The sequence below is a fragment of the Peribacillus simplex genome, assembly GCF_900156045.1.
GTDB classification, from domain to species: domain Bacteria; phylum Bacillota; class Bacilli; order Bacillales; family DSM-1321; genus Peribacillus; species Peribacillus simplex_D.
The window spans coordinates 328689-348738 of sequence record NZ_FTMX01000002.1; the positions used below are offsets into that span (position 1 = coordinate 328689).

Sequence of the window (20050 nt, forward strand, 5' to 3'; positions counted from 1 at the left end):
CATACCCTCCAGCCATATTTACTTACCTTTCATTACTTTGCATGTGAACCCCCATCGACAATCAGGATATTTCCAGTCACAAAATCGGATGCCTTTGAAGCCAGGAAAACCGCTGCCCCTTTCAAATCATCATCACTCCCTAATCTTTTTAGCGGAGTCGAATCCAAGATAGGATTCTTTCCTTGCTCAAGAACCCCTTTCGTCATTTTTGTCGGAAAGAATCCGGGTGCGATTGCATTAACATTGATATTATGCTGACCCCATTTAACAGCTAAATCCTTCGTTAAAGTAATGACCGCCCCTTTACTCGCATTATATCCGACAGTATCGAGCACCCTCGGGTCGGTCCCCCCTAATCCGGCAACGGAAGCGATGTTTATGATTTTCCCATGTCCCTGCTCAATCATGACCCTGCCTGTTGTCTGGCTCATGATAAAGGTTCCGGTTACATTGACATTCATCACCTTCTGCCATGCTTCAAGGGGCATGTCGACGGCCGGTGCCCCCCAGGATGCCCCGCTATTGTTCACCAAAATGTCGATGGCACCGAATTCACGGTAAGTTTCGTTAACAACTTCCTGTACATCTGACGGATTGGTGATATCACACTTCAGGGAAAGCGCCTTGACTCCAAGCTTTTCGATTTGTGAAGCAACTTCGTCGCATGCCTCCTTCTTCCTTGAACAAAGAACGACATTTGCACCAGCTTCGGCAAAGCCGGTCGCAATTTGCGCTCCCAATCCTCTCCCTCCACCGGTTATGATCGCCGTCTTTCCAGTTAAATCGAATAAGTCGGTAACTTTCATATTTTCACCTCATGCTTTTGTTGGTATTTTCGAAGTTCTATCTTAGCAACTTGTGAGCGGTGAACTTCATCGGGACCATCAGCAAGCCTTAAAGTCCTTGCATTGGCCCAATGTGCAGCAAAAGGGAAATCATCGGAAATCCCAGCAGCTCCAAAGCCTTGGATGGCCCTGTCCAGCACATTCAATGCCATATTTGGTGCCACCACTTTAATCATGGCAATCTCCGCTTTCGCTTCCTTGTTCCCGACAGTATCCATCATATAAGCAGCTTTTAAGGTCAGAAGTCTTGCTTGTTCGATTTCAATGCGTGAATCAGCAACCCACTCCATGATCACACCTTGTCTCGCCAATGTTTTACCAAAAGCGACACGTTTTTGTATGCGCTTACATAATTCTTCAAGAGCTCTTTCAGCAGCGCCGATCAGCCTCATGCAATGATGTATCCTCCCGGGTCCGAGCCTTCCTTGGGCAATAGCAAATCCTTTGCCTTCACCCCATAGAATATTCGTTGCCGGGACCCTCACATTTTCAAAAGTGATTTCGGCATGGCCATGCGGGGCATGATCATAACCAAACACAGGGAGCATTCTCTCAATTTTGACACCCGGTGTATCCAGCGGTACAAGAATCATTGACTGTTGTTCATGCTTGGACGCCTCAGGATCTGTCTTACCCATGACGATGGCAATCTTGCATCGGGGATCGCCTGCTCCTGAAGACCACCATTTTCGGCCGTTTATGACATACTCATTACCCGTCTTTTCAATCCTGCATTCGATATTGGTCGCATCGGAAGACGCCACTTCCGGTTCTGTCATCGAGAAGCATGAGCGGATTTCCCCAGCAAGCAAGGGCTTCAGCCAGCGTTCTTTATGTTCATCTGAACCGTATCTCACCAACACTTCCATATTACCAGTATCCGGCGCATTACAGTTGAAGATTTCAGGCCCTATCGTCGATCTACCCATGATTTCACAAAGCGGGGCATACTCTAGATTTGTTAAACCTCCGCCATAACCGCTATCAGGTAAAAATAAATTCCATAATCCTTCTTCTTTTGCTTTTGCCGTCAATTCAGATATTATCGGGGGTATTTCACTCCAGCGGCTCTTCTGTGCTTCGAGCTGCTTTTTGTATATTGATTCATTTGGGTAAACATGCTTTTCCATGAATTCCGTTAACTTCTTTTCCAGATCTTTCACCTTTTGAGTATGTTCAAAGTTCAAATTGAATTCCTCCTTTTAAACTTACTAACCGGTTAGTATGTTATTACCTTTAAATTATATACATAATATTCAGATTTTTTCAACGATTAAATCATTATTTTCTAGTCATTCGCGGCCTTGCATCCGGACCTTTTCGTTCTCACTACATTCCCTTTGTTGGACGGTTGGAAATATACAAACGATTTTCGTACCTTTTTTCAGTTCACTTGTGATGAAAACTTTTCCGCCGTGCTTTTCGATGATTCTAAAACAAACGGAAAGACCCAATCCCGTTCCTGATGTTTTTGTAGTGAAAAATGGTTCTCCTACCTTTTGAAGGGAGTTTTCCGGGATACCTTCACCTTCATCCAAAATGCCCAAAAAAACTTCCCCATTTTTTTCATTTATGCTCACAAAAATATTTCCGCCATTCGGCATCGATTCTATGGAATTTTTTATCATGTTTATTAATACTTGCTTGATTTGGTTTTCATCAAAGTACATAAAAATAGGTTCTGAATCATAATTTTTATGAATTTGGATATTGTTCAGTACGGCGTTGGTCTCCAACAGCGTTACGACATGGTTGCAGCTTTCCTTTAAATCCTTCTCGAGAAAAACCGCCTCAGCAGGTTTCGATAGCAGCAAGAGTTCATTCAGCACCTGCTCGATTCGATTTATTTCTGAAAAAATAATATCATAGTATTCCTGCTTTTCAGAACCGCCATCTTTAATCAACTTCACGAATCCCATTATCGCTGTCATCGGATTCCTGACCTCATGTGCAATCCCTGCCGCAAGTTGGGCAGCCGTTGATAATTTGCTTGATGTTATTGCCAGGTGTTCGTTTAGGCTAACAAGCTTTTCCTCCGCATGTTTCCGTTCATTGATTTCCGATAATATGCCCACCGTCCCGATGAATTTCCCAGCGTCATCGTAAATTAGTTTAACGAATGCTTCAACCCAACTTGTTCCCTTTTTTGCATTTAGTTTAATGTCCGCACGAAAATATTTATCCCCTCGATGAAAGGAGTCCGCAAAGGTCTTCAATACCTCTTGATAAGAAGCGTTATCCATATGTTTTGAAAAGTGAAGCCCCAGGGATTCATTCACGGTTGCACCGCTCATCGATTTCCATGCCGGGTTTAAATACAACCATTTCCCTTTTTCATCCGTTTGGAAAACGACTTCATTGAAGCTATTGATCAATTCTTTAGAGTAATTGGAGATAATGCGATAACGCCCTTCGCTATCCTGCAACAAAGCAATCGTTTTTCGATTATGATCGAAGATGGCACCCAAACACCAGGCAATGGTTAAAATTACGATTACATATATTACTGCAAATGCGAAAAACCTTCGTTCTTCATGCCCCAGCCACCCTAAATAGGGTAATATCAATATGAAGAAAAGGGCAGGGACAATGATCCTTCCAGTATATTTCTTCACTTCTTCCACCTCCTTACCAAAATGATTTATACTTCATTTGATTGAATTCGAAGTAAGGGGTCAAATCAAGCAATTTTTGTATATAAAAGTGGTGGAATACTCACTTATAGGTAAATTTCAACATTTTGTTCATGATTCCTGCAAACAAAACAAAAAACCTTTCCTCGATGGAAAGGTTACTGTTCTGCTTAAATCATTTACCCAATGATGACGCGTTCTTTAGGATAATGGAAATTTTCCGTAACTTCTTTATGGCCTATGATATACAAGAGGGAAGTTATCCCGACACGGCCGATGAACATAATGATCATAATGACAATTTTACCGGTATTGCTGAGTTCAGGCGTAATTCCCATCGAAAGACCGACTGAACCGAAAGCTGAACATACTTCAAAAATGATTTGCATCAAAGTAAAATTCTCAGTAATCGATAAAATGAAAACAGCGATTATGCAAAGGAGCGATCCCATGATCATAACTGCCGTCGCCTTTCGAATATCATCGGGATGAATCTCCCGCTTGAACACTTTAATGGAACGCCTTCCCCTCATGAAATTCCATAAAAATAGAATCATGATGGCAAGAGTCGTTGTCCGTATCCCTCCCCCGACTGAACTTGGGGATGCTCCAATGAACATCAAAATGCTCAGCAATAAAAGGGTCGGTTCCGAGAAATCGCCCACATTCATCGTTGCAAGGCCACCACTTCTCGTATTCGATGACATAAATAAAGAATAAAAAAAAGATTCATGCCAGCTCTTACCTTTAAAAAACCCATTCATTTCCAGCAAGTAAATCAGGATCGTTCCCCCAATGATTAGGGAAAAGAAAGTGACTGATGTCAGCTTCGTGAACAAAGAAAAATGAAACTTATAAGTACGGGCTTTATTGGATAAAAACTCTTTCAACTCAATCAAGACAGGAAACCCGATAGCTCCAAGGGTAAGCAGGATGATCGTGATGAACTGTACAAAATAATCGTCTTTAAATGGAATCATTGAAATGCCGGTGATATCAAAACCTGCATTCGTGGTGGCACTTATGGCTAAAAACAAGCCATTTAAAAAGGCTTCTTGCCAGCTTGGAAAATAATTCAGAAAGTAAATGCCTAAAACTAGAGCGCCAATCATTTCAATTACGACAAATATCTGAATGATTTGAATCAATAATTTAACAAGCCCCGAAAGATTCGATTGGTTCTGATCGGTCATGATCAATTGTCTTTCCTTCAAACCGATTTTCTTACCTAAAATCAACCAGAAAAACGTTCCAAGTGTCATAATGCCAATACCGCCAAATTGGAGAACAAACATTAGAATGAAATAGCCTACCTCATTATACACTTCAGGTAAACTAACAACTGTTAGACCTGTCACACTAACTGCACTTACGGCTGTGAATAATGCATCCATGAATTTAAATTCCACGCCTGGCTTAAGAGCAACAGGCAGACTCAACAGTATGGTCGAGATACTTACGGCCAAAAAGTAATAACCGACGATAAGCTGAGCGGGTGTTAACTTTGATAATATTTTTTTGATAGCAAACATAAAGAGTTTCCTTTCTTACTCCTTTATGGTTATGCGAATCACATAACCATTAAAAATCTAGTTTACCCTTTTTTCATTCTTTTTTCCATTCTCTTTTAAAACTGACTTACTTACAACAAAAAGGCAGGTTTACCAATAACTTTGATGCCGCTCATATAAGTAAAACTCCGCATTCTACTTATACTATCATTACAGCGGCAAAAGCCGTTGAAAAAGTAAAGGGGAGATTCAAATGGCTAACAGCAGTAACAATCTTCTTGTTCCTGGAATCGAACAAGCATTAGAACAAATCAAATATGAAATTGCATCCGAATTCGGTGTACAATTAGGTTCCGATACTTCAGCACGTGCCAATGGTTCAGTTGGCGGAGAAATCACGAAACGTCTTGTACAACAAGCACAATCTCAACTTAAAGGTCAATAATCTTATTACAATTAAATATCCATGGCTAAGAGTCCAGCTGCATGCTGGACTCTTTTTAATCATTATGTCCATTTCCGTTTCCACTATTGCCTTTACCCCATTTCGACTTATCCCAATCTTTCTTATCTTGTTTATTTTGCTTATTCTCTTTAACTTGCTTCACTTGTTTAGCTTGCTTATTCTGTTTAGTTTGCTTATTCTGTCTAGCTTGTTCATTTTTTTTTTCGTGCTTTATAGAATCATCATTATTATTTTCTTTGGCTGATGAAACTTTTTTCACATTGAACTTTTTACCATTCTGTTCATTTTTCTGCTTGTTCTTTGATTGGTTGGTATGATAGCTATCCGATTTCCCTTTTGACTCGTTGTGTTTATCCTTATATCCATTTATCGCATTCCGTTTTCCAATTGTATCTTCCCGTTCAGTTTGTTCCTTAATTTTGGTAACTTCAATTCCCGGGCTTTTCCGTTCAGTCGGTTTTGCTTCATTGTCCGCCTTTTGTTTTATTTCAATTTCATCATTCTCTTTTTTCTTTTCCCCATCCGGATTATCCGTTCTCAGCGTTACGCCCTTCTCTTTCGGAATAATAACCTTTTCCTCGACTTTTTTATCTGGCGCTGGAGCAGGCTCCCTCTTATTGACTTTTACCTTTCCTTTATCTTCATTCAACTTCTTATCAAGATACCTACCCGTGGAAATGCCTTGTTTCCTTGCTTGCTTCCGATCGCTTTTTGTTGCCTGGATCACTTTCATTCTTGTATCAGAAACATTATCCTGCTCTGATATTTCTTTTATCTCTTCTTTTAAATTCTTATCCAGTTCTTTATTTTTTTCCAATAACGTTGTGGAAACGACTATTTGTTTATTTCCTTTCAAATAACCAAGTTGCTTCGTCGTTTCAACGATTCGGTTTGTAACAGTCCTTATATTCTTGCCTTTCCAGTCCTTCAGATGATCAATCACAAGCTTGCCGTCTTCATTTAAACCGGTAAGTTTGAGAACTTCTAAATCATCGTCAAGCTCCAATTCAATGCTTGGATTCACATCTATCGTCATATATGCCGACACGGGACCAGAGAAATAAGAAGGAAGAATCGAAAAGAGTATCAAGAAAGTAGAGGCAATGCTTAGCACGGCCGTTTTTTTGAAAGATGAATGAAAATTGGAAAAAGCTAAAGTGAACTTTTGTTCAGCAGGTGAAAAAGTGATTTCCTCACCCACTTCATATACACGTTCCTGCCTTTTGGTTTTCAGAAATTCACCCTCGGGGGTCAATAGGGTCACATATCGCTTATTAACTGAAAGAATAACTCCTTTTTTCATCCATCGATAGCCCCTTTTATATAATCATTCAAATACAAAAAATCTCCGTTTATTATGATTGCCACAGCAATGATGTATTTTCTGTTCCGTTCAATCGTTTTTCTGCTTACTTCCACTTTTCCCTCAAGCTGTTTTACGGGCAGCCGCTTTTTTGCAAACAGGGTTTCTTTCAGTTCGTCATCTTCCATTAACAATTTAGCGATCATGATAGCTCCCTTCCTTGCATCTGCATGTTTGGGAGAGTTTTCAACTAAATCCTCAAATGACAGACCAAAATCCTGTAGATGGCTTATATAAAGTTGAATTTCTTCTTTTCTTCTTTCCGATTCCTTTTGCTTCTCGTATTCATTGATGGAATTTTCATTATCGATATATATATGGCTTTGATCATTATCATCATTCAGTGATAAATCCAATAGTACTTCTTTTTGTTTGGACTGGCTTCTTAAATAATCTATAACCCTTCGTTTAACGAGAGTTTCGGCAAATGCCAATAAAGAACGGCCTTTTTCCGGGGAATATTTATCGATTGCCTCGTTAAAAGCAATCATACCAATACTGAATTCATCATCCGATTCGTATATGTAACGTTTGCAAACCGATGAGACGGTTTTCGCAATAAAAGGTTTGAATGACTCTATTGTATCATTACGAAGGCTAATATCGCCTTGTTGAATTTTCAATACGGTTTCTTCTAAAGAACGCTTTTTTTTGAATGCTGTAAACAACAATCCAAGCATTTGCTCACCTCGCTCCTGTTGAACATAAAATACGCATCAACATACTTATCTTAAGCGGAGGGAGTCTAAAAGACAGTACCAAAAGAACTATTTTTGCGATTTAAATGAAATCACATAATATATCAACATGATAAAATACTTAGTTTTTTCTCGTTTATTACAGTGCAATTACAGTAAAATAACTTTTTCCGGATTTTCGTCCAATTCAATGGGACAATTGTCATTTTTATAACCGGAATTTAATATTCACATCTTTTAACATATCATACGTAAACATCCCTGCGCTTTTGAGGGTCATCTCCATAAATACATTAAGAAGCAAAAAAAAGGCGCGACCAGCACGCCTTTTTTTTAAGCTTCCTGTATTTTTTTCTCTTCTTTTTCTTTTTTTTCTTTCTTGCTTGAAATGATCCATGCACCTGCTGCAATTCCAATCAAAACGGTCCAGAAAATCGATTTCCAAAGAGTTGATTCAGGGAAATGATGATCGATGACAGCCAATGAAGGGTGTGCGAGTGTGTGTACCGCCAATTTCACTCCAACCCATCCCACAATCAAAAATGCTGCCATTTCAAGTGAAGGACGCTGATGAAGCAACTTCACGAATCCATTTGCTGCAAATCGCATAATGACCAATCCAATCAAACCTCCGAGGAACATGACAGCGAATTGCCCTCCGTCAATACCGCCGACTTTCATCCAGCCTGTTGCAGGAAGTGTAACAGCCAGTGCGACGGCAGCCAACATGGAATCGATTGCGAAGGCTATATCAGCCGCTTCAACCTTTACCACGGTCATCCAGAAGCCAGATTGCTTTTTGGGTTTCGTGATTTCCTTCTCACTTTTACCCGCGTATTTTTTGTAAATGTTCTGAAAAGCAATGAAAAGTAAATAAATCGCACCGATTGCTTGAACTTGCCACACGTCGACAAGAAAGGAAATAAGGAATAAACTTGCAAAGCGGAAAACAAAAGCTCCCATCAGACCATAAAACAAGGCTTTTCGCTGTTGCTCTTTTGGCAAATGCTTAACCATGACAGCCATGACAACTGCATTATCCGCAGCAAGTATCCCTTCCAATCCAACCAAGATGAGAAGGACCCAGCCATATTCCAATAATATTGATGCTTCCATCCATTCAACCTCCAATAGTTAGTATTTCCTTCCTATTGGCATTGGCAAAATAAAAAGACCTCTGCCATATAGGCAAAGGTCTTGCTGAACATGAAATCATGTCAACAAAGCCGATGAATGTTTAACATCCACGTAATGACGACTTTGTTTTAGGGCGAACCCTAACGCTACTCCCCTTTGAAAAGGAAAATCAGTTATTAAGTATATTAATAGTATACGCGCGAGTTATGAAAATAACAATCTTTTTTATAAATGGATCTCATTTTCGATTTCCTTTGGATAATTTAATCAATCGCAAATATTCTTTGCCGAAACGAATCCAGTTCGGTTTGGCAGAAAAGTAGTTCTGAAACAACGATAAAAAACTCGTGTATTTCCCCTCATATGGATACCATTGTATTTCTGTATTGTTTTTACCATTATCGATCATGATCGCTTTTTCATGGCAGAAAATCTTCAATCCATGCTCGCCATGATAGCGGCCAACCCCACTTTGTTTGGCACCGCCAAAGGGTAAATGATGATTAGCAACCGTTATTAGCACATCATTGATCGTCACCGCACCGGTTACTAACCGTGAAGCAATCCTGCTTGCTTTTTCCCTATCCATGGTCCAAACGCTGGAATTGAGTCCATATTCACTTTCATTTGCCAGGGCGATCACTTCTTCCTCCGTATCGAAAGGTATAACAGGCAAAACGGGTCCGAACGTTTCTTCTTTCATGATTTTCATGGAATGATCGACATTGGACAGAATTGTCGGCGGAATGAAATGGGTCTGTCCCATTTTCCACTCTTTCGGAGGTGTTCCGGCCTCAAGTACGGCCCCCTTATCCAGTGCATCCTCCAGGTGTCCAGCCACAATATCAACTTGTGCCGGGAAAGTCATTGAACCGATATCATCGTTCGATTGCACTCCCTGCCTCATGGACTTCGTTTTTTCTTTAATAAGCATTAGGAACTCCTTATAAACAGGACGTTCCACATAAACCCTTTCAACACTCATGCACACCTGACCACTATTTGTGAAAGCCCCCCATAGAGCCCCATTCACAGCCCGCTCCAAGTTAGCATCACGCAGGACGATCATCGGATCCTTACCGCCAAGCTCCAGAGTCGTTGGGATCAGGTGTCTTGCTGCGACCTCACCAATCACTTTTCCAGTCCTTACAGATCCAGTAAAAAATATATAATCTGGTTTTTGCTCAGTTAATGCCGCACCCAATTCTTTCCCTCCATGGGCAAACTGTATAGTCCCCTCCGGGAAACCAGCTTCAATAAACAGATTTTCGATGCACACCCCAACTAAAGGAGTTACCTCAGATGGCTTGGCGATGACTGTATTTCCCGCTGCTAAAGCATTAAGAATCGGTACCATGGAAAGCTGCAGCGGATAATTCCATGGTGAAATGACGAGAATCGTTCCTCGGGGCATATAATGGATATAAGATTTTTTACCAATTAACATGAGTGGAGTGGTGACCTTCCGTCCGGAAAGAGCCTTCACTGCATGTTTCTCGATATGCTTGATTGCATCAATCGTTGGCATGATGTCAGCAACCAGCGCTTCAATTTTCACTTTTCCCGTATCTTTTGAAACGACTTCAGCTATTTCATCCATTTTTTCAACCATCAATAAACGAAGCCGTTTTAAATAGTGCAGCCGTTCCTTGATGGGAAGATTCGACCATGATTGGAACGCATGTCTTGATTTCTTATATATATGAGGAATCGACTTCAATGACGTTGGGACGATTTCCGCAATCTTCTCACCTGTTGCCGGAGAAAACACTTCCAACTTGTCATGTATTTCTTCCATAACTACTCCCCTTCCTTGAAATGCAGCAAAACTTCTCGGCTGAAGTGCTGTCAAAACGCCCTTTCCAAGTGACATTAAAGGAGCGACTCTATTCCACTTCTTAATATGCCAGGACGGATTGATAAGAGCGCTTGACCGCTTTTCTTGAACAGTTCATGAGAGAAACGTTCCATGAACTTTACTAAACGTATGAGGTTTTTCCTGAACCCTCTTATATAATGACAGAGACGCAGCAGCCTGTATAATATAATCGATTGAAATCAAGTTCACAACCGTTACCCTCTCTCCATAAAATTCCCGTCCGATTCCCTGCAACATAATTGGAGCTAAAATAAGTATACCTCTTAAGATGAGTCATTTTATTTAAAAATCCGATTACAGTATCCGCGACATCACATCACGTGTTACAACTCATTTGGTGAAACACATGAACTACAGCCCATTCATCGATAACCTTGAATAGTAATCTCTATAGCACCACGAAAATGGAATATATAGTAAAAAAATTCCGATTTTAAAAGGAGTATTCACGTTTGCTATCGAAGGTAATGTATAGGCATCCAAACTATAAGCAAAAAGGAAATCTGGGAGACTAGTTTATCGGTTTTAGTGTTTAATATTTGGTAATAGAGGATAAATTCATATTATCGAATAAAAATTATTATCTATATAACCGATTTTCCGTTACTATATAAGAAGGCGATTTTTTCGCGCATACATATTTGAGGTGAGCGCACAAGTGAAAAGAATAATTAAAGCATACGACTTCCCTATTTTCATCGCTGTCGTATTACTCTGTTTGTTTGGTTTAGTCATGATTTACAGTTCGAGCATGATTACTGCTGTTGCTCGATACGGCAAGCCCATGGATTTCTTCTTTGAGAAACAAAAAACGGCCTTTCTCATTTCATTCCTGGCAATGATCGTCACGATGATTCTTCCTTATAAGATGTACAAAAACAAAATGTTTCTGATGTCTATGATGTTTGGAATGGCCGGTATTCTTTTGCTGCTATTTATCTTCGGCCATACAGCAGGAAATGCCACAAGCTGGTTCAAGTTAGGGACAGCATCGATACAACCCGCCGAATTTTCCAAATTGGCGATGATCATTTATCTGGCAGCCATTTACGGAAAAAGGCAGGATCGTATCAATAGTATTGATAAAGCCGTCATTCCCCCGATTTTCTTTCTGGTATTCATCTGTTTTTTAATCGGAATACAGCCTGACTATGGAACGGCAGCAGTCATTTTCCTGATTTCAAGTACCATGATCATTTCATCCGGGATGTCTTTTAAGAGTATATTCAAACTCTCTTTGATTACTGCGATATTTGTTGCGATATTCGCATTAGGAGTACTCGTGACAGGTAATTTCTCATCCGTCCTCTCTGAAAATAAGGTGTCTCGTTTTACCGGGTTTGCAGACCCTTTCGGAAAGGCAGGAGAAAGCGGGTATCAACTCGTGAATTCCTTATTCGCGATAGGATCCGGCGGCCTTACTGGAGTGGGACTTGGTGACAGTGTACAAAAATACGGGTACCTGCCTGAATCACATACTGATTTCATCATGGCCGTCATTGCAGAAGAGCTCGGGATATTCGGAGTGGGATTCGTTCTATTGACACTAGGTTTTATCGTCCTGAGGGGATTTGTACTTTCAGCAAAATGCAACGATCCATTTGGAAGTCTTTTATTGATCGGCATCTCATCCATGATCGGCATTCAAGTAGGAATTAACGTCGGCGGAGTGACTGGTCTTATCCCAATTACAGGAATCACCCTTCCATTCATCAGTTATGGAGGATCTTCCTTACTGCTGCTCATGCTATCAATGGGCATATTCCAAAATGTCGTCATGCGAATGAATTTACTTGAACAGAAAGAAAAGGTCGTGTCCATCCCAAAAGATGAGATTGCGTCTTCAAAATAATCGATCAAATACCCCCCTGACATTTCTGTTCATGTCAGGGGGGTTCCCTATTGAAGTTCATATAAAAAACAGGCAGTCGAAACCGACCGCCTGTTTTTTCATTTATAATGGATACCGATTTTCGTAAAGCCAGAAATCAGACTGAGCAAAGGACAAAGTAAACAGAAGAATGCAAATGGGGCATATTCAAGGGTTGAAACACCCAATACCTGTGTCAGGAAAACACCGCAGACACCCCAAGGAACCAGAGGATTCACAACTGTTCCCGCATCTTCAAGTACCCTTGCAAGCGTTTTGGGCTGCAAGCCTAATTCTTCATATTTCTGCTGAAAGGCTTTCCCAGGCAGTATAACTGACAAATACTGTTCACCCACCAGGAAATTCACGCTGATTCCTGCAAATACAGTTGCGGAAATCACTTTCGCTACACTCGTCAATGAATCCTGGACCGCTTTTAAAATAGAAGGGATGACTCCCAATTCGAACAATAGTCCGCCCATGGCCAATGCCAACAACACCATCGAAACGGAGAACATCATACTTTCTATGCCGCCCCGCGATAGGATTGAGTCAAGTTGATCCATTCCACTCTTCAGTACAAAACCCCCATATAAGATATCCGCTAGTTTTGCAACGGTCAAATTTGGCGTTTGTATGAAAGCAATCACAGCCGCCGAAATGATTCCTGCTGACAATGTCGGAATCGCCGAAACCTTTTTCAAAGCCATGACTAGAACGATGACAAACGGAATCATACTCCATATGCTTATATTCGTTTCCATTTCCAGGGCTTTGGTCATGGCTTCGATTTCCTCAACACGAGCAACTTTGACATTCGGTGAAAGGAAGTAAAAGCTGATAAGCGATATTAAAAAACCTGGAATCGTAGTCCAAAGCATATTATTAATATGTTCAAATAATGGTGCTCCAACCGTTCCCGATGCAAGATTGGTAGAGTCGGATAATGGAGACATTTTATCCCCAAGAAATGCACCGGAAATGATTGCACCGGCTGTAATCGCCAACGATAAATCCATCGCCGCCGCCATACCAATTAAAGCAACGCCGATTGTGGCTGATGTTGTAAGTGAACTCCCGATACAAAGCCCAATTAGCGAACACACCAGAAATGTGATCGCATAGAAATATTCACCAGAAATCCAGTCAAACCCATAGTACATGATGGTAGGGATCGTCCCACTTGCCATCCAGATGGAAATCAGCATTCCAATGAAAAAGAATATATAAATGGCTCCCATACCAGTAACTGCACCTTTGACTATAGCCGCCTCCATAATTGAAAATGGCAGCTTTTTGATCTTTCCATAAACAAATAGAAATAGGATTGCCGCTATAATTGGAATATGGGGTGCAAGTCCATAATGTATGATACCAGTTGCAATAATTAAGAATAGAACGGCCAAAACCCCAATTGCTTCAGGTAAGGAAAGTTTTAGCTTTGCATCTTCAAGACGCATGATGTATTTCCCCGCTTTCATGTTGTATATTCTCTGAGGTAAGGATCGGACCTTTTCACTCCTCATAAATACTGAAACGCTTTTAAGCACTAAAGTACTAGATAAATATAAAGGAGTTTCAGGATATTGTCAAAGGAATAATAATCTATTTTAGTAGAATTTGATTCTTCATTCCTTTTTATCACAAAACAAAAACCCATACTTCGCTTCGTATAGGTTCAGCCTAATATACCCTAAGATATAAGTCCTCTTCTTTGCTTAGCCCCCAAATAAGGCCCTATCTTAATCCAAAACCGATGTCCCTGCAATTCTTTCAGTTATGTCGCAGTCCCACCTAAATGAACTGCAAACCGTTCCTGATCATCTTTTTAACTTACCAATTAATAAAAATTATTATTGTGTACAAACCACGTTTTGTAAGTAAAAAAATGATTCCTGTACACCAAAGACTTATATTTTAGATTTCATCAACTGCTGCATTCGAGTATGTAATTACACAAATCCTTTTATTATAATCTTATTTTGATTAATGGAGAATTTTTACAATCGATACTATTTGCGACGCATTTTCCTGGGCTTACACCCTTAATGAAATGCCATCCCCTTAAATAAAAATAGCCAACATCTCCTCTTTTCAAAAAAAGGTTAATGTTATACAATAAGTTTGTTAAGTGTTTCACAAACTTCCGGTGAAAAGTATCCATCCAAGAAGTATGGATACTTAGTATGCTACATTAACAACGATATATAGATAGGTAATGTAATTAAAGATAGAATGGTACTAATTACAAATGAAGATGCTGTTTCAGTTGATAACGAATCAAATCTAGTTGAAATCATTGCCGCTACAGCAGATCCCGGAAATGATACTAGCAAAATAGCTTTAATTGTATCTGCATGATCAAGGCCAATTAGATGAGCAACCAGAATCATATATAATGGAATAGCCACAACTTTTAAAATGGAAATACCAAAAGCAATTGGTCGTAAGCTAATCTTACGGATACCCACGGTTACACCAACAGCAAATAATGCAACCCCAGATGTCACTGACCCAATTTGATCGAGCGCATTTTTTATGATATCCGGTGCCTGGAACCCTGAAAGTGTTAATACAACAGCAAGTAAGGGAATACATGCAAGCGGTTCGCTAAGACCATGCAAAACGATACCCAGAATGTTTGTTTTTTCATCTTTTGATTTACCCAATCTGGATTGTCCGACCGTACCAACTATTGTTGCTAACGGATCCAGAAGGGCATTCACCACAATACCGGTAATCGCAATAGGTATAGCTATCTCTTGCGCCCCGAACAAACTGCCTAATACAGATATCCCCATAAAAGCAAAGGCTGGCTGTGTTGCGTTTAATGAAAACATAGATGCTGCAGTTAAATCGTATTTAAACACCAAACGAGCCACTATTAAAAGGATAATGTAAAAGCCAATAACACCTATGGTCATAGTTAAGAAAAATGACCATTGATTAATTAAGGTTTGTTTTGAGGTTGTTGTGATCCCAATGAATAAGTGTGCAGGTAAAGCAAATTTTGTAACTAACGTATTAAGCCCTTTGGATGATTCTGCATTAAAAACTTTAAAATAGCCACCCAAATAACCAATAATAATTGTAAAAAAGATTGGTATTAATGTTAAAAATATATTCCCAATATTCACTCGAGATGCACTTCTCTTTCCAAAAAATTGTCCTATTTAAAAGGTTCTACTTTGACTGACTTATACGGAGAGTCCCCTAAAACGGATCCCCTTTCTTTTGAGACAACAAAGTAATCTGGATTTATTTCCCATGAATAGTTTTGTACTCTGGCTTCCACATGGATTCTGCAATTGCTTTTTCAATATCTGTTATATCCGCTTTCGCAACTCCTTCTTCAATGGCTGTCTTTGCCACTTCAATGGCTACAGATTTAGAAACCTCTTGCAATTGTTTGATTGAAGGGAGTAAAGAAGCACCATGCTTACTGCTATCCGATAATCTTGAAACAGCAGATGAGGCTGCTGCAAGCATGCCCTTAGAGATTTTTGTTGCTTCTGCGACAATTGCACCAAGTCCAAGTCCTGGGAAAATATATGCATTATTAGATTGTCCGATTGTATAAATCACACCATTATAGTCAACATCATCAAACGGGCTTCCTGTCGCTATTAAGGCTTTACCTTGAGTCCACTTTATAAGGTCTTCAGGAACAGCTTCCGCTAAGGGAGTCGGATTTGACATCGGCATAATAATTGGATGTTCCACGTGCTTTGCCATTTCTTTTACAACTTCTTCTGAGAAAGCCCCTGTTTGACCAGAAGTGCCGATTAAGATGGTTGGTTTAACCTTTTTTATTACCTCCAATAATGGGATAATTCCGACTTCATTCCGAGCCCATTCCTCGACTTCTTCAGCTTTCCGGCAATACGGCTTTTGGAATTTCAAAACATCCGGAATGTCCTCTATCAACAATCCACGATAATCGACGGCCCAAAAGTTACCATATGCCTCTTCACTGGAAATGCCATCAAGGATCATGGCTTCAACCATTTGATCAGCATTACCGATTCCTGCTGCACCTGGACCAAAAACAACAACTCTTTGTTCCTTTAAAGGAACACCAGTTACTTGTAATGCAGACTTTACGGCGGCTAGTGTTACCGCACCTGTACCTTGTATATCATCATTAAAAGTGAGAATCTTTTCGCCATAATTATCGATTATATTTCGAGCATTTATATTTCCAAAGTCTTCCCAGTGAAGTAATGCCCTTGGGAAGAAGGCTTGAGAATTTTTAACAAATAAATCAATGAATTCGGTGTATTCATCACCGCGAACACGCCCAAACCTGTTACCAATATACAGTGGATCACTAATCAGACTTTCATTGTCAGTCCCAACATCCAGGACAATAGGAAGCACCCTGCTTGGATCAATTCCCGCAGCTGCAGTGTAGACTGCCAATTTGCCAATGGCTATGTTAATTCCACCAACTCCCTGATCTCCGATTCCAAGAATACTTTCAGAATCTGTAACAACTATTAAATCGATATCATCAGATGAAAGGTCCAGGTTTTTAAATGCATCTTCCATTCCCTCCATATTATCAATAGATAGGTATAGGCCTCCTGGACGGTGATATTCTTGGGAGTACTGTTGAATGGCCTCTCCTACAGTAGGTGTGTAAATGATCGGCAGTATTTCACTTAGATGGTCTTTAAGCAGGCGGTAAAACAGTACCACATTCCTATTAAATAAATCATATAACATTCCATTCTTCCGAATATTGCTAGGTTGAGTGGAGAATTGTTCATAAGCTCTTTTTACTTGTTCCTCAAGAGTAAGCACCTGGGATGGTAGCAATCCTACCAATCCTAGTTCATTTCTTTCTTCCTTAGTGAAAGCAACCCCTTTATTAATAAAAGGGTTTGAAAGGATACCTTTTCCTCTTAAAGTTGTTCCCAAGCCCTTTTTTGTCTTTTCATAAGCTGTCATAGACGTTCCCTCTTCCTAAAAATGTATATTTAAAAATGATCATTACCAGACAATAGAGTATATTCTTCCCTGGGGAAGTGTATTTACTAAAAGAAAACTGTAAAAAGGAAAATAAATATACTGCACGTAAAAACTTAAATATTTCCTCATTACTGCTTATCTGTTCAATCTTGTGAAAAATTTATAAATAACTCAATCGCCAGTCTATATCTTAGTAGTCATTTACGGGGGACACTAGCTTATTTAACTAATTTTAGTATTATGTAATTAAAAAAAGTAAGCAGCCATTGGCTACTTACAGATAACGTTGAATAATATGGCTCTTGTCATCATTAAATTTGTGTTGGGAGACTGGTCGGCCTACCGTTCCATAGATTACCTTAACATCAAGGACACCGATATCCTTCATGAATTTTAAATATTTCCTTACTGATACCCTGGATATACCCGCCACATTTACGACTTCCTCTGTTGAAAAGGGAGCATTTTTAAATACCAGTATCACATTCCATATAATCTTTAAGGTATCTTGAGACAATCCTTTCGGTAATTCCTCTGGTAAATGAATTTCTTCTTGATGCAATATTCGATAATCTAATTCTTCTTGATTTAGCATATTTTTATCTTGAATAAAATCTGATTTGTTCCGATATGCTGATAAGGCCGCGTTAAAACGTTCAAATTCAAACGGCTTAATTAAATAATCAACAGCACCTAGTCTTAATGCTTTCTGAATCCTCTCAATGTCCGACGCCGCAGAAATGACAATAACATCTATCTCTTTTTCACTTTCTCGAATTTGTGAGAGTAAATCGAGTCCATTTTTCCCAGGCATGAAAATGTCTAATAGAACTAACCCTATTCTTTGATTTTCCAATACATTCAGAGCTTGATCCACCGAGGAACAGACAGCAGCTAATTCGTAGCCATCGACTTGATTCAAATAGCGCTTATTGAACTCTGCAACCATCGGGTCATCTTCTACGATCATTACCTTAATCATCCTACATCATCCTTGCTTTGTATGGTATATAAACCACAAACGTTGTTTCTTGACCTTCTTTTGAACTAATATTGAGATCTCCACCTAGCTTATCCAGGCTTGCCTTAACCAAATATAAACCAATCCCCCTGTCCCCTCCTTTTGTTGTAAATCCTTTTAGAAGGATATGATGAAGATTGGCATCAGATATTCCCTGTCCAGTATCATGAACTTCAATGGTTAAAATATCATCTGCATAATCAAACTTTAATTCAATTCGTTTAACGGGACTTTTTTCCACTGCTTCTATAGCATTGTCAATCAAATTTCCTATTATCGTAATTAGCTCATGAGTAATAGATGCATTTTCTGGTTCTGGCAATTGAAAGTCAGAGGATAATGCCAGCTTAGCACCTGCTTCCCTTGCATAACTGAGTTTTCCAATTAAAAAACCGGCTAGTACTGGATCTTTAACGGTTTTGGTAATAAATCCAATCTCGTTTTCTCTGTGGTCAACAAGATCACTAATATATGCTGCAAGCTGATCATAATAATGCATATGCACCATACCAAGTATTACATGGAGTTTGTTCATGAATTCGTGCGACTGGGCCCTTAACGATTCAGCATATAAACGGACTCCAGTCAGCTGTTCCGCCAGCAGATGTATTTCTGTTTTATCACGAAATGTTGCCACGGCACCTACGATTTCATCCTTCACAAATACTGGTACCCTATTCACTAGTAAGACACTATCTTTTAAATCCTGCTCTTTATCTAATTCGACCTCGCCGGTCTCCAGGATTCTATCCAGGTTTGAGTCAGGCATGTAACTAGTTAGCTTTTTACCCGTTGGATTTTCATTAATACCCGCTTTTTTAAATATCTTTAAAGCTGCTTTGTTTACGAGAGTAATGGTTGAACTCTGATCTACCGCTATAATTCCCTCCCGAACTGATTGTAAAATGGCACTTCGCTCTTTTAAAACCTTCGCAATAGCAAAAGGTTCCAGCCCAAATAATATTTTCTTAATATACCTTGCCAAAAGTATTGCGCCCGCAATTCCGGTTAATATTCCAAAAACGGTTCCTACATAAATATTAAAACGGCTTTTTAAAACAGCATCATTAACTTTTTGAAGAGAAATACCGACCACCACGGCGCCAATTTGATTATCCTCTGAATCATAAACAGGGGTGAAAGAACGCAAAGACCTGCCTAAAGTTCCTTTGGAAATCGATATGTGCTCTCTACCTCGTAATACATCTTTCTCATCCCCTCCAACAAATTTTTTTCCTATTTTACTTGGATCGGGGTGAGTTTTCCGGATTCCATTATTATCGATTATTACTACAAATTCTACATCTGTCGATTTTTTTATCCTATTGGTAAATTGCTGAACTTCCTGATTGTTCTCACTTCCACTTAACGCTTCGATTACTAGCGGTGTTTGTGCTGCCATGCGTGCTACGTTTACTGCCTTTTCAGTCTGGCTCTTCTCTATTGTATCCGCAACCGTTTGGCTAATAAGAATATCTGTAATAAATAATGATAGGGCTACTACCCCACACACCAGTATCATAATAGTAAACTGTAGACTCCATTTCCCTTTTTTCACTGCTACACACCTCTTTGGTCTAAAAACTCTATTTACTTTAAGGAAGATACTTTTTATGTTAAGTATGTTCATTTTGCTTACATCACACAATCATT

Annotated in this window: 15 protein-coding genes; 2 read left to right on the forward strand and 13 right to left on the reverse strand. The window is 39.6% G+C overall.

What is annotated here, in order from left to right; genetic code table 11:
• Positions 1 to 32: 32 nt before the first annotated feature.
• From BW986_RS08155 to BW986_RS08170, 4 genes are all read right to left on the reverse strand, one after another.
• Positions 33 to 806: an SDR family oxidoreductase gene (locus tag BW986_RS08155; RefSeq protein ID WP_076366885.1), complete on the reverse strand. Its 774-nt coding sequence runs from the start codon at positions 804 to 806 to the stop codon at positions 33 to 35.
• A complete protein-coding gene (locus BW986_RS08160; RefSeq protein ID WP_076366887.1) occupies positions 803 to 2032 on the reverse strand; it encodes an acyl-CoA dehydrogenase family protein in 1230 nt (409 codons plus the stop codon). Before BW986_RS08160 ends, BW986_RS08155 begins: the two co-directional genes overlap by 4 nt.
• 105 nt (positions 2033 to 2137) lie before the next feature.
• Positions 2138 to 3460: an ATP-binding protein gene (locus tag BW986_RS08165; protein WP_076366889.1), complete on the reverse strand. Its 1323-nt coding sequence runs from the start codon at positions 3458 to 3460 to the stop codon at positions 2138 to 2140.
• 197 nt (positions 3461 to 3657) lie between these two features.
• The gene (locus BW986_RS08170; RefSeq protein ID WP_076366891.1) at positions 3658 to 5010 is read right to left on the reverse strand and encodes a TrkH family potassium uptake protein; all 1353 of its coding nucleotides are present in this window, start codon (positions 5008 to 5010) and stop codon (positions 3658 to 3660) included.
• 232 nt (positions 5011 to 5242) lie between these two features.
• Between BW986_RS08170 and BW986_RS08175 the strand changes: the two genes are divergently transcribed.
• Positions 5243 to 5434 carry an alpha/beta-type small acid-soluble spore protein gene (locus BW986_RS08175; protein WP_034314196.1) on the forward strand — a complete coding sequence of 64 codons (192 nt, stop codon included), beginning with the start codon at positions 5243 to 5245 and terminating at the stop codon, positions 5432 to 5434.
• Positions 5435 to 5489: 55 nt separating this feature from the next.
• Here BW986_RS08175 and BW986_RS08180 read toward each other — a convergent pair whose 3' ends face one another.
• The 4 genes from BW986_RS08180 to BW986_RS08195 form a co-directional block, all read right to left on the reverse strand.
• On the reverse strand, positions 5490 to 6758 hold the full coding sequence (locus tag BW986_RS08180; RefSeq protein WP_076366893.1) for an anti-sigma factor domain-containing protein: 1269 nt from the start codon (positions 6756 to 6758) through the stop codon (positions 5490 to 5492).
• Positions 6755 to 7498 carry an RNA polymerase sigma factor SigI gene (sigI, locus tag BW986_RS08185; protein ID WP_076366895.1) on the reverse strand — a complete coding sequence of 248 codons (744 nt, stop codon included), beginning with the start codon at positions 7496 to 7498 and terminating at the stop codon, positions 6755 to 6757. The genes BW986_RS08180 and sigI overlap by 4 nt, the downstream gene beginning before the upstream one ends.
• Before the next feature lie 351 nt (positions 7499 to 7849).
• Positions 7850 to 8632, reverse strand: a complete 783-nt coding sequence (locus BW986_RS08190; protein WP_076366897.1) for a TerC family protein — start codon at positions 8630 to 8632, stop codon at positions 7850 to 7852.
• Positions 8633 to 8891: 259 nt separating this feature from the next.
• Positions 8892 to 10451, reverse strand: coding sequence for an aldehyde dehydrogenase family protein (locus tag BW986_RS08195; RefSeq protein WP_076367925.1), 1560 nt, complete (start codon positions 10449 to 10451; stop codon positions 8892 to 8894).
• 739 nt (positions 10452 to 11190) lie between these two features.
• Here BW986_RS08195 and BW986_RS08200 point away from each other — a divergent pair.
• Positions 11191 to 12384 (forward strand): FtsW/RodA/SpoVE family cell cycle protein, encoded by a 1194-nt coding sequence (locus BW986_RS08200; protein ID WP_076366899.1) that lies wholly within the window; start codon positions 11191 to 11193, stop codon positions 12382 to 12384.
• Between the two features lie 98 nt (positions 12385 to 12482).
• Here the strand turns inward: BW986_RS08200 and nhaC are convergent, their stop codons facing one another.
• From nhaC to dcuS, 5 genes are all read right to left on the reverse strand, one after another.
• A complete protein-coding gene (gene nhaC, locus BW986_RS08205) occupies positions 12483 to 13862 on the reverse strand; it encodes a Na+/H+ antiporter NhaC (protein ID WP_076367927.1) in 1380 nt (459 codons plus the stop codon).
• A gap of 729 nt (positions 13863 to 14591) precedes the next feature.
• A complete protein-coding gene (locus BW986_RS08210; RefSeq protein ID WP_076366901.1) occupies positions 14592 to 15539 on the reverse strand; it encodes an AEC family transporter in 948 nt (315 codons plus the stop codon).
• A gap of 121 nt (positions 15540 to 15660) precedes the next feature.
• Entirely contained in the window at positions 15661 to 17355 is a 1695-nt protein-coding gene (locus tag BW986_RS08215) for an NAD-dependent malic enzyme (protein ID WP_076366903.1), read from the reverse strand.
• A 295-nt stretch (positions 17356 to 17650) separates the two neighbouring features.
• A complete protein-coding gene (locus tag BW986_RS08220; protein ID WP_076366905.1) occupies positions 17651 to 18358 on the reverse strand; it encodes a response regulator in 708 nt (235 codons plus the stop codon).
• A gap of 1 nt (position 18359) precedes the next feature.
• The gene (gene dcuS / locus BW986_RS08225) at positions 18360 to 19955 is read right to left on the reverse strand and encodes a DcuS/MalK family sensor histidine kinase (RefSeq protein WP_076366907.1); all 1596 of its coding nucleotides are present in this window, start codon (positions 19953 to 19955) and stop codon (positions 18360 to 18362) included.
• Positions 19956 to 20050 lie beyond the last annotated feature (95 nt).